General features: G+C 57.3%; 9 protein-coding genes. 6 read left to right on the top strand and 3 right to left on the bottom strand.

Going from position 1 to position 11531, the window contains the following annotated elements; all coding sequences use genetic code 11:
• The first annotated feature begins 451 nt into the window (after positions 1 to 451).
• A complete protein-coding gene (locus HLUCCO03_RS01635; protein ID WP_027833188.1) occupies positions 452 to 1816 on the top strand; it encodes a KamA family radical SAM protein in 1365 nt (454 codons plus the stop codon).
• 247 nt (positions 1817 to 2063) lie between these two features.
• Here HLUCCO03_RS01635 and HLUCCO03_RS01630 read toward each other — a convergent pair whose 3' ends face one another.
• On the bottom strand, positions 2064 to 2384 hold the full coding sequence (locus tag HLUCCO03_RS01630) for a hypothetical protein (RefSeq protein WP_027833189.1): 321 nt from the start codon (positions 2382 to 2384) through the stop codon (positions 2064 to 2066).
• A gap of 69 nt (positions 2385 to 2453) precedes the next feature.
• Complete coding sequence (locus HLUCCO03_RS01625; protein ID WP_027833190.1) at positions 2454 to 3323, bottom strand: tetratricopeptide repeat protein; 870 nt, start codon at positions 3321 to 3323, stop codon at positions 2454 to 2456.
• Between the two features lie 228 nt (positions 3324 to 3551).
• Here HLUCCO03_RS01625 and lon point away from each other — a divergent pair, with 228 nt between their 5' ends.
• Positions 3552 to 6002: an endopeptidase La gene (lon, locus tag HLUCCO03_RS01620; RefSeq protein WP_027833191.1), complete on the top strand. Its 2451-nt coding sequence runs from the start codon at positions 3552 to 3554 to the stop codon at positions 6000 to 6002.
• A 245-nt stretch (positions 6003 to 6247) separates the two neighbouring features.
• Here the strand turns inward: lon and HLUCCO03_RS01615 are convergent, their stop codons facing one another.
• A complete protein-coding gene (locus HLUCCO03_RS01615) occupies positions 6248 to 6742 on the bottom strand; it encodes a MarR family winged helix-turn-helix transcriptional regulator (protein ID WP_027833192.1) in 495 nt (164 codons plus the stop codon).
• A gap of 221 nt (positions 6743 to 6963) precedes the next feature.
• Here HLUCCO03_RS01615 and HLUCCO03_RS01610 point away from each other — a divergent pair, with 221 nt between their 5' ends.
• The 4 genes from HLUCCO03_RS01610 to HLUCCO03_RS01595 all read left to right on the top strand — a co-directional run bounded on the left by HLUCCO03_RS01610 (position 6964) and on the right by HLUCCO03_RS01595 (position 11526).
• Positions 6964 to 7902: a tetratricopeptide repeat protein gene (locus HLUCCO03_RS01610; protein WP_081813593.1), complete on the top strand. Its 939-nt coding sequence runs from the start codon at positions 6964 to 6966 to the stop codon at positions 7900 to 7902.
• A gap of 160 nt (positions 7903 to 8062) precedes the next feature.
• Entirely contained in the window at positions 8063 to 9175 is a 1113-nt protein-coding gene (locus tag HLUCCO03_RS01605) for a branched-chain amino acid ABC transporter substrate-binding protein (protein ID WP_027833194.1), read from the top strand.
• Positions 9176 to 9334: 159 nt separating this feature from the next.
• Positions 9335 to 10258 carry a high-affinity branched-chain amino acid ABC transporter permease LivH gene (gene livH, locus HLUCCO03_RS01600; protein ID WP_292016591.1) on the top strand — a complete coding sequence of 308 codons (924 nt, stop codon included), beginning with the start codon at positions 9335 to 9337 and terminating at the stop codon, positions 10256 to 10258.
• Positions 10255 to 11526 carry a high-affinity branched-chain amino acid ABC transporter permease LivM gene (locus tag HLUCCO03_RS01595; protein ID WP_027833195.1) on the top strand — a complete coding sequence of 424 codons (1272 nt, stop codon included), beginning with the start codon at positions 10255 to 10257 and terminating at the stop codon, positions 11524 to 11526. Before livH ends, HLUCCO03_RS01595 begins: the two co-directional genes overlap by 4 nt.
• Positions 11527 to 11531: the final 5 nt, after the last annotated feature.

The following is an 11531-nucleotide window of genomic DNA, read 5'->3' as shown; positions in this document are numbered from 1 at the left end:
AGTGTCGATAAGCTGCGATGGAATGCAGAACGTTTTATTGTGGGTATTCGCCTGTCCGTTACCTTGAACAAGCATAGAACATGATTGCCAGTTTTACTGCGGGAAGCACCCTGCTTTCCTGGCTTTTGGCCTGAAGCATTCAGCGTGCCTGACCCACCCCGATATTACGTAGTATTTTTACTACATTTCGGTGGCAAAATTCAATTTTGATGACATTTTGTTGTAGCCCTACCGGACTATTTCGGTTACTTACGCAAGAATGGCGCCTTTTCCATCTCCAAACAAGCATATTCAGACCAATGTCGTAGGATTCCTACCGCACGGAAGGATTTTATTTAGACCTGAAAATGCTTCGGGATTTATGTATACTCGCCTGCCCGTTTTTTAACCAGCGGAGCGGTGGCGAACCCCACCCTCCTGAATTTGGCGCACAACCAAAAGAGGGCGATCTATGAACTCCATCGTCACGTTCCCGAACCGCATCCCGACTGTCGAGTTCGAAGAACGACGCTTCAAGGTCTATACGGACCGCCAGCTCGACAAGATCGACGTTATCCAGAATCTCCCTGAAGAGACGCTGTTCGAAATGAAAGTGGTAGCCAGCGTGCTGCCCTTCCGTGTTAACGAGTACGTGATCAACGAGCTGATCAACTGGGACAAGGTACCCAACGACCCCATCTATCAGCTGGTGTTTCCCCAGAAAGGCATGCTGAAAGACGAGCATTACGAACGCATGGCGAAGCTCCATCGCGAAGGTGCCGACAAGAAAGAGATTCAGGCTGTCGCAAAGGAAATTCGCGACGAACTGAACCCGCACCCGGCCGGCCAGATGGAAATGAACATGCCGGAGCTCAACGGCGAAGTGCTGGACGGCGTGCAGCACAAATACCGGGAAACCGTTCTGTTCTTCCCGGCCCAGGGCCAGACTTGCCACTCCTACTGTACCTTCTGCTTCCGCTGGGCGCAGTTCGTGGGTGACAAAGACCTGAAGATGGCCAGCACCGAAGCAGAAAAGCTGCACGGCTACCTGCAGCAGCACACCGAAGTCAGCGACCTGCTGGTGACCGGTGGCGACCCCATGGTGATGAAGACCAAGAACCTGGTGCAGTACCTGGAACCACTGCTGCAACCGGAATTCGACCACATCCAGACCATCCGAATCGGCACCAAGGCCCTCACTTTCTGGCCGTACCGTTTCGTGACCGACAAGGATGCAGACGAGCTGATCGACCTGTTCGCCCGCCTTGTGGATGCCGGCAAGCACGTGGCCATCATGGCCCATTACAACCACTGGCAGGAAATCACCACTGATATCGCGGAAGAGGCCATCCGCCGCCTGCGCGCCACGGGTGCTGAAATCCGCGCCCAGGGCCCGCTGATCAAGCATGTGAACGACAACGCCGACGACTGGGCGAAATTGTGGAACAAGGAAGTACAGCTGGGCATCATCCCTTACTACATGTTTGTAGAGCGCGATACGGGTGCCAAGAACTACTTTGAAGTGCCGCTGGTGGAGGCATTCCACATCTACCGCGAGGCCATGAAGCAGGTCTCCGGCCTGGCCCGCACCGCCCGTGGTCCGTCCATGAGCGCCGGTCCCGGCAAGGTCGAGGTGCAGGGCATCACCGAGATCAACGGCGAGAAGGTGTTTGTGCTGCGATTTATTCAGGCCCGTAACCCGGACTGGGTACAGCGCCCGTTCTTTGCCAAATACAGCGAAACGGCCACCTGGCTGCATGAGCTGGAGCCGGCCCTTGGAGAGGAGAAGTTCTTCTTTGAGGATGAGTATGAAGAGATGAAGAAGGGTAACGGTTAAGCCTTCCAGTTTCTTCGAAGCGGCCCCTGATTGGGGCCGTTTTTTTATACCCTCATCAAGACAAGACTTATGGAAACGTTACCGAAAGTTTTAACGTTGTTGAATCCGGAACACGGGTCTACTCAGCGGAAACTGGCGTTGAAGGCCAGCCTCTGAACAACATAATGAAAACGACATTGAACCGGGCTTTATGACGCGTCAATAAGCCTGTCAGACCGACGGGCTTACAGAAAGGTGAGCCCGTCACCTACTTCCCCTTCTTCGGCACAAACCCCTCCGGCTTAGCTTTCAGCCATTCCACGAATGTCCTCAACTCCTCCACCTCAAGAAGCTTCTCCCGGGTATTGAAATGCAGTCCCAGCTCATATTCAGAGCGGGCGTTATGGATCGCATTGTGGCAGGGCCGGCACACCCAGAGCGTGCGGGTGATCAGATCCTCTCTGGTGAACAGCTTCTGGAATCGCTTCTTGCGGTGCAAATGCCTGGGAATCAGGTGATGTCGGGTAAGTTTTGCGACCGGACGCTCACAGAGTTCGCAGCATGTGGGCTGAGGAGGCAATTTTAACATCGGAGGTTACCAGTCGGGTTTCGCCTTTGGCTCTACCCGACCTACGATGTGGGATACCCTTTCGATCAGTTAATGCATGAGAGTGTAGAGTTTGCGCCGGTAGGTGCGCACGTCCGGGTTATTGTTGCCCAGTTTATCGAACAACTCGATCAGCGTGGTTTTGGCCACTTCATCCTTGTACTTGCTGTCCACCTGCATCAGGCGGATAAGCAGTTCCATGGCTTCAGCGTTGTTCTCCTGGAGAATGTGATGCAGGGCCAGCAGATGCAGGGCGCTCGGGTCTTTCGGGTCTTTGTCCAGGGCATCTTCCAGTTCGTGAACGGGAGGTAGTTCGGCAGATGCCTTGAGGAATTTCAGGCGGGCCGCCAGCTGCCTGGCCTGGTGCTGCATCTTCTCTTCCGGTGGCAGGCTTTCCAGTACCTGTTCGGCGGTTTCCAGATCGCCCAGTTCTGCCTTCAGCTGGGCCAGATCGATCAGTACTTTCAGATCTTCCGGGTTGTTCCGGTTCATTTCGGTGAGAACGGCCAGCGCTGCTTCCACATCGCCCTCTTCCCACAGCCGATGGGCCTTGTCGTAAGGGGCTTCCTCGTCTTCCGGGATCTCGATGTGTTTGTCGAGGATCTTGCGGATTTCGCTTTCCTGCAGGGCGCCATTGAAGCCGTCCACTGCCTGGCCGTCCTTGACGAGGATTACGGTGGGCAGGCTGCGCACCCCCAGGCTACCGGTGAGCTGTTGCTGTTCATCGGCATTCACCTTGGCCAGCATGAAACCGCCCCTGTACTCATCCGCCAGTTTTTCCAGCAGCGGCATCAATTGCTTGCAGGGGGCACACCACTCTGCCCAGACATCAATCAGTATGGGTGTTCTGGAGGACGCTTCCATTACATCCTGCTGGAAGTTGTCCATGGTGGCTTCAAATATGTACGGCGAGTTGCTCATGGGTGGCACCTGAAATTGGTTTTCTGGAAACAGTTTCCTGAAATGTCATAAACGGAATGTTGTTGGTATTGGGGGCTGAGTGCCGAAATTCAAGGTTTCTGCCTGGTTTCAGGGCCATGCGGTAAATACCGCGTCCTGCCTTGAAATAATCCCCGGCGCCGCTACATAGGCAATAGGCCCGGGAGCACTGCTCCCCGGATCAACATTCCCGGAGGATGCTCGCACGGTATGAACGACGACAACCGCAACGACTCTTTTGACGCACCCGAAGAAGACCTGACTGAATACATCGGCAAGGACGAGAACAGCAAGAGCCTGGTGTTGCCGAAACAGCAGATGCCACGGCGCATGTATGTTCTGCCAGTGCCCAACCGGCCGTTCTTCCCGGCCCAGGTGCAGCCGATTGTGGTTAACCAGAACCCCTGGCAGGAAACCCTCAAGCGCGTGGGCGAAACCGACCACAAGGTGCTGGGCATCTGCTTCGTGGAAGACAGCGACCCGGAGCAGGGCATCCCCGGCAGCGAGGAACTGGAAACCATTGGTTGCGCAGTGCGGGTTCACCACGCCCAGGGCGACAATGGCAAGGTGCAGTTCATTGCCCAGGGGCTGCAACGCTTCCGAATTACCCAGTGGCTGCGGCGCCGGCCGCCGTACCTGGTGGAGGTCGAGTATCCGGAAGAGCCGGAAGAAGCGGCTGACGAGCTCAAAGCCTATACCCTGGCCATTATCAGTGCCATCAAGGAACTGCTGCGCACCAATCCGCTGTATGGCGAGGAAGTGAAACAGTACCTGTCCCGCTTCGGGCCGGACGACAGCTCCCCCCTGGCCGACTTCGGCGCCTCCATGACCAGCGCACCCGGGCATGAACTGCAGGAAGTGCTGAATACCGTGCCCCTGTTACGGCGCATGGAAAAAGTTCTGCTGCTGATGGCGAAAGAGCAGGAGGTTGCCCGCCTGCAAAGCGAAATCAGCGAGGAAGTGAACGAAAAGGTGCAGAAGCACCAGCGGGAGTTTTTCCTCAAGGAACAGCTGAAAGTCATCCAGCGCGAACTGGGCATGGCCAAGGACGACAAGACCGCCGACGCCGAGCGCTTCCGTGAGCGCATGGAGAAACTCAACCCGCCGGAACAGGTGCAGGAACGGTTTGATGACGAGCTGCAGAAACTCCAGGTGCTGGAACAGGGCTCGCCGGAATACGGTGTAACCCGAAATTACCTGGACTGGCTCACCCAAGTGCCCTGGGGATTGACCTCTGAAGATCACTTTGACCTGGCCGAAGCCCGCCGCATTCTGGACCGCGACCACGACGGCCTGGAAGATGTGAAGGATCGCATCGTCGAGTTCCTCGCCGAAGGCACCTTCAAGGGTGAAGTCAGCGGCTCCATCCTGCTGCTCGTCGGACCGCCGGGCGTGGGCAAGACGTCCATTGGCCACTCAGTGGCCGATGCCCTCGGCCGCAAGTTCTATCGTTTCAGCGTGGGCGGTATGCGTGACGAAGCCGAAATCAAGGGCCATCGCCGCACCTACATCGGCGCCATGCCCGGCAAATTCGTGCAGGCGCTGAAAGACTCAAAGGTGTCGAACCCGGTGATCATGCTGGATGAAATCGACAAGATCGGTGCTTCCTTCCAGGGCGATCCGGCGTCCGCACTGCTGGAAACCCTGGACCCGGAACAGAACCGGGAATTCCTGGACCATTACCTGGACGTGCGCATGGACCTGTCCAAGGTTCTGTTCATCTGCACCGCCAACCAGCTGGATACCATTCCCCGGCCACTGCTGGACCGCATGGATGTGATTCGTCTGTCCGGCTACATCGCCGAGGAAAAACTGGCCATCGCCAAGCATTACCTGATGCCACGGCTGCTCAAACGGGCTGGCCTGCTGAAAAAACAGATGAACATCACCGACGCGGCCATCAAGCAGATCATCGAAGGCTACGCCCGGGAAGCCGGTGTGCGCGGCCTGGAAAAACTGCTGCACAAGGTTATCCGCAAGGGCATCGTGCGGTTGCTGGAAAACCCGGACAAACCGGTGAAGGTGGGCGTGTCTGACCTCCAGACCTACCTGGGGCAACCGGCATTCCGTAAGGAGAAATCCCTCAAGGGCACCGGCGTGGTCACCGGCCTGGCCTGGACCGCCATGGGCGGCGCCACCCTGAGCATCGAGGCCTCGCGCATCCACAGCACCCAGCGGGGCTTCAAGCTGACCGGGCAACTGGGCGAGGTGATGAAAGAATCCGCGGAAATCGCCTACAGCTATGTGTCGTCAAACCTGAAGCGATTCAAGGGCGACCCGACCTTCTTCGACAAGTCCTTCGTGCACCTGCACGTACCAGAAGGCGCCACTCCGAAGGACGGCCCCAGTGCCGGCGTGACCATGGCCACTGCCCTGCTGTCCATCGCCCGCCGCGAGGCACCCCAGCAGAACATCGCCATGACCGGGGAACTGACCCTCACCGGCCAGGTACTGCCCGTTGGCGGCATCCGCGAGAAAGTCATCGCGGCAAGACGTCAGAAAATCGGCAACCTGATTCTGCCGGAAGCCAACCGGGGGGATTACGAGGAACTGCCGGATTACCTGAAGGAAGGCCTGACGGTGAACTTTGCCAGGCAGTACAGTGATGTGTTCCAGGTGTGTTTTGGGGATAAGCCGAAGAAAGGGGCTTCGGTGCACTGATTTGGGCCCGGTTGTCGGATTACGCCTTCGGCTAATCCGACCTACGGTTCTAAAATCGGCGATATCCAAAAGCATCGTAGGTCGGATTAGGCGAAGCCGTAATCCGACAAACGCCAAACAGAGGAACAAAGCCGGAATCGGTCCCGGGGCGGGGGTACCTTTTCTGCCGGAACAAAGGTGTCTGAGCGCAGCGAGTTCTTTTTCCAAAGAAGATTTATCACCACCCCCGAACCAGGCACCCAAGCTCAGGCCTTGGCCTTCCACCCATCCTCACGCAACACCGGCCCCACATCCAGCACCGGCGACGCATCAATGTCATCCGCATCCATCATATTGGCCACCCGCTGCAGCGACGCCAGAATCATCGTCTGCTCCCACTCCGCGAGGCTCTGGAACTTCTTGATGAAGTCCTCCTGAAGTGGCTCTGGCGCCCTGGCCAGTATACCCGCGCCCTCTTCCGTCAGATGGGCGTGAACCTTGCGCTTGTCCCGGGTACTGCGAACGCGATAGACCAGCTTGCGATGTTCCAGCCGGTCCAGAATCGTGGTGACCGTGGCCTGGCTAAGGCTGACCTTGTCCGCGATGGTACCGATCGTCACTTCGCCCAGGTCGCGGATACTCCGCATGATCAGCAGCTGGGGCCCAGTCAGCCCGGCATGCTTGCTAAGGCGCTTGGAATGCAGATCCGTCGCCCGGATAACCCGGCGCAACGCCACCAGAACCTCTTCATAATTGTTCAACTCATCGCTCCACTTAACAGCCAACCGATTGTTTATAACACTAACTATTAGAGGTCTTTGATCCGGAGATTGCAAGACGTAGTCTCCGCAACTCCGGGCGCACCTAAGAAGCGGCTATTGCACTGACCGGCCGGCACTTTTACGTATTCCAGCATTTTTTCCGCCAGCCACTATGCTAAGGTCACTACCTTGTTGAACTTCCGCAAAACGGACACGGCCAGATGAATACCGGTATACAGAACACGCCACCGCATCACTCCCAAGGGAAACCACTGACCGCCTTGATTGCGTCATCTTTTCTGTTGCTTCTGATCAGTACGGGAGCCGTGGCCCAGGAACCGGGTGAGGATCTCTCTGCGGAAGATGTGCAGGAGCGCATCGATTCCCTGGAAGAGCCCATGTACACCCCGTTCGTTGAGCTGTACCTGCTGGAGGAAAGCAAGGCCCTGCGCAAGGAAATGATGAACACCCGGGCCGAATTGATTGAAAAAGTGGTGGACAAGGAACTGTCCGTGGCCGACAAAACCATGTCCTATGCCACCGACACCGTTACCTATTTCTTTTACCTGATTGCCGGTGCTACCTCCATACTGGTGATGGTCGGCTGGAATTCCATTCGCGACATGCGAAACCAGCTCACCAGTCTCGCGGAGAAACGGGTCAACGAACTGGTGGTGGAGTACGAAAAGCGCCTGGAATTCATAGAGGACCAGCTCAGGCAGAAATCCGACATCATCCACCAGAACCAGGCGGATATCGAGCGCACCAACGAGGTGCACTCCCTGTGGCTGAAGGCCAGCCAGGAAACCTCCCAACAGAACAAGATTGCCGCCTATGACGCCATCCTGGATCTCCGCCCGGACGACGTGGAGGCCCTCAGTTACAAAGCCGATGCGGTACTGGAAATGCAGGAACCCCTCTGGGCCATCAGCCTGTGCCAGCGCGCCCTGAAACTCGCTCCGGATAACGGCCATGCCCACTATCAGCTGGCCTGCGCCTATGCCGAGATTGGCCGGTGGGACGATGCGGTGGCAACACTGAAGAAGGCCATTGAGATTTCCGACGCATACCGGGATGACGCATCCGTTGACCCCAGCTTTGAACAGCTGCGGGATCATGAAAGCTTCCGGAAACTCATATTTCCGGAAGACGAAGAGTAGTGTGACGCCTGATATTACATACCGGCACAGTCTTTGCTGTACTTCCGGCGAGACGTGTTCCGGCTAACATACCCGACGTAGCAGCTTGACAAGGCAGCATGTGTGGTGTTTGTTTACATCGCTGAGAACATAAGAATAACCCTGGAACAGGACAGACCCAATGAGTACACCAATCAAGAAACTCGTAACTGCTATTGGTACTTCTATCGCGGTAATGGGCGCAGGCCACGCTGCCGCTGAAATCAAGATCGGTATTGCCGGCCCGATGACCGGCCCCGTTGCCCAGTATGGCGACATGCAGTTCTCCGGTGCCCGCATGGCCATTGAGCGTATCAACGCCGACGGCGGTGTGGACGGTGAAATGCTGGAAGCTGTGGAAGTGGATGATGTCTGCGACCCCAAACAGGCCGTAACCGTGGCCAACCGATTGGTCAACGAAGGTGTCCGGTATGTCGTGGGACACCTTTGCTCCAGTTCCACCCAGCCCGCCTCGGATATCTATGAGGACGAAGGCATCCTGATGATCACACCTGCCTCCACCAGCCCGGACATCACCGAGCGCGGTTACGAGTTGGTGTTCCGAACCATCGGCCTCGATAGCATGCAGGGCCCGGTAGCAGGCAAGCACCTGATCAGCCTGGAGCCTGAGCGCGTCGCCGTTGTGCACGACAAGCAGCAGTATGGTGAAGGTATCGCTACCTCCGTGCGTGACACCCTTGAGGATGCGGGCGTGGAAGTCGCTATGTTTGAGGGCATTACCGCCGGTGACAAGGACTTTTCGTCCCTGATCACCAAGCTGAAGCAGGCCGATGTGGATTACGTCTACTATGGCGGCTACCACCCCGAGCTGGGCCTGATCCTGCGCCAGGCGCGGTCGGCTGATCTGGACGCCGTCTTCATGGGGCCGGAAGGTGTTGGCAACAAGGACATCAACACCATTGCCGGCGATGCGGCGGAAGGGCTGCTGGTCACACTGCCCCCCAGCTTTGACGAAAAGGAAGAAAACCAGGATCTCGTCAAAGCCTTTGAAGAGAAAGACGAAGACCCCTCCGGCCCCTTCGTGCTCACTTCCTACTCTGCCGTGCAGCTGATTGCCGAGGGTATTGAAGCCGCCGGTTCAACCGATCCGTTTGATGTTGCCGAAGCCCTGCGTGAAGGCACCTTCCAGACGCCAATCGGCACCGTTGAGTACGACAGCAAGGGCGACATGGAGTCGTTCGAGTTTGTTGTCTACGAATGGCATTCAGATGGCAGCAAAACTCCGGTAAACTGAGCCAAAATCGTTAACAAACGGTAATCATGAGAACACCTTCTCACCGCGATCCGGGAGAAGGTGTTTTTCTAGGCTTCTGTTGACCCTGCACGCAGTACGCCGGCACCCCCGGGGTTCCTGCAGGCAGTCGAGGGAGCAGGCTATCGGAGTCTCACACAGATGCAGGATTTCCTCTATTTTCTCCAGCAGCTCATTAACGGGCTGACGATCGGGAGCACCTACGCCCTGATCGCCATCGGTTACACGATGGTCTACGGCATCATCGGCATGATCAACTTTGCCCATGGTGAAATCTACATGATCGGTGCCTACACTGCGCTGATCGCCATTACCGGCCTGGCGGCCCTGGGCATAGCATGGTTGCCACTGGTACTGATCGTGGCACTGATTTGCGCGATGATTGTCTCCAGTTCCATGGGCTGGGCGGTGGAACGGGTGGCCTACCGGCCAGTCCGGGGCAAGCACCGGCTGATCCCGCTGATTTCTGCAATCGGCATGTCCATCTTTCTGCAGAACTATGTTCACCTGGCGCAGGGGTCACGCAATGTTGGCTTTCCGGATCTGATTGAAGGCGGTTTTCGCTTCGGTGCGGCTGACTCGTTCCAGACATCCATTTCCTACATGCAGATCACCATTTTCATTACCACCCTGGTCTGCATGACGGTTCTCTCCCTGTTCATCTCCCGATCCCGCATTGGCCGCGCCTGTCGTGCCGTGTCACAGGATCTGGGCATGGCGAACCTGCTTGGCATCGACACCAACCGCATCATTTCCGCCACATTCGTAATCGGTGCCGCACTGGCAGCGGTTGCAGGCCTGCTGCTGGGGATGTACTACGGCTCGATCGACCCGCTGTTCGGATTCATCGCGGGGCTCAAGGCCTTCACCGCGGCCGTGCTCGGGGGCATCGGCAGCATTCCGGGCGCCATGCTCGGCGGGCTCATTCTCGGTGTTGCCGAGAGCATGACCTCCGGTTATCTCAGCGGTGAGTACAAAGACGTGGTTTCCTTCGGATTGCTGATCCTGATCCTGCTGTTCAAACCCACCGGCCTGCTCGGCAAACCGGAGGTGGAGAAGATCTGATGACTGCTAACCTGAAACACGCGCTGTTTTGCGCCTTCATCACGCTCATTATCTCCTACCCGATTCTGGGTTTTGATCTCAAGGGACGAGGCACCTCCGTGGCCCTTGAGGGTGTGGATATTTCCACCTCCATCGGCGTCCTGCTGGCGGTTGTGATTGTCTTTGTATTCCAGCTCTACCGGGACACCATTATGGGCTCCGTGCGCCAGCTTCCTGCCATCAACCCGCTGGCAAACCGCGAGCCAATGGAGCAGAGCAAACGGCTGAAACTGGAATCCATCCTGCTCACACTGATGGTCATCGGCGCAGTGATCTGGCCTTTCATCGCTTCCCGGGGCGCTGTAGACCTGGCAACGCTGGTGCTGATCTACATCATGCTGGCCCTCGGGCTCAACGTGGTGGTGGGCCTGGCGGGCCTGCTGGATCTTGGCTATGTGGCCTTCTATGCGGTGGGAGCCTATTCCTTTGCCCTGTTATCCCAGTACTTCGGAATTTCGTTCTGGTTTGCCCTGCCCATTGGCGCCGGCCTCGCCGCCCTGTTCGGGCTGGTGCTAGGCTTTCCGGTGCTGCGATTGAGGGGGGACTATCTCGCCATTGTCACCCTGGGCTTCGGCGAGATTATCCGTATTCTGCTGAACAACATGACCAGCCTGACAGGCGGCCCCAATGGCATCGGTGGCATTCCGGACCCGACCCTGTTCGGCATGGAGTTCAGTCGCCTGATCAAGGAAGAAGGCAACACCTCTTTCCACGAAACCTTCGGTATTGCCTATAGCGGCGAGCACAAAGTGATCTTCCTGTACCTGATTGCCCTGGTACTGGCGGTCATCACCGCTGTCGCCATTCGCCGCCTGATGCGCATGCCGGTTGGCCGCGCCTGGGAAGCTCTGCGTGAAGACGAGATAGCTGCCAAGTCCCTGGGGCTGAGCCGAACTGCCGTAAAGCTGTCTGCATTCACCATCGGCGCCTTCTTTGCCGGTTTCGCCGGCACTGTCTTCGCCTCCAAGCAGGGCTTTATCAGCCCTGAGTCGTTCGTGTTCCTGGAGTCAGCCATTATCCTTGCCATCGTCGTGCTCGGTGGCATGGGTTCCCAGATGGGCGTGATCCTGGCGGCCATCGCCGTCACCATCCTGCCGGAACTGGCACGGGAATTCTCCGAATACCGGATGCTGATCTTCGGTGCCGCCATGGTGCTGATGATGGTCTGGCGGCCCCAGGGCCTGATGCCCATGCGACGCATCCATATCGAACTGAAACGGCAGGAGTGACGGGT

This window comes from Marinobacter sp. HL-58, assembly GCF_001314605.1.
Classification (GTDB): Bacteria; Pseudomonadota; Gammaproteobacteria; order Pseudomonadales; family Oleiphilaceae; genus Marinobacter.
Note: the sequence above shows the minus strand (reverse complement) of the source record. Positions and strands in the feature narration are given on the sequence as shown.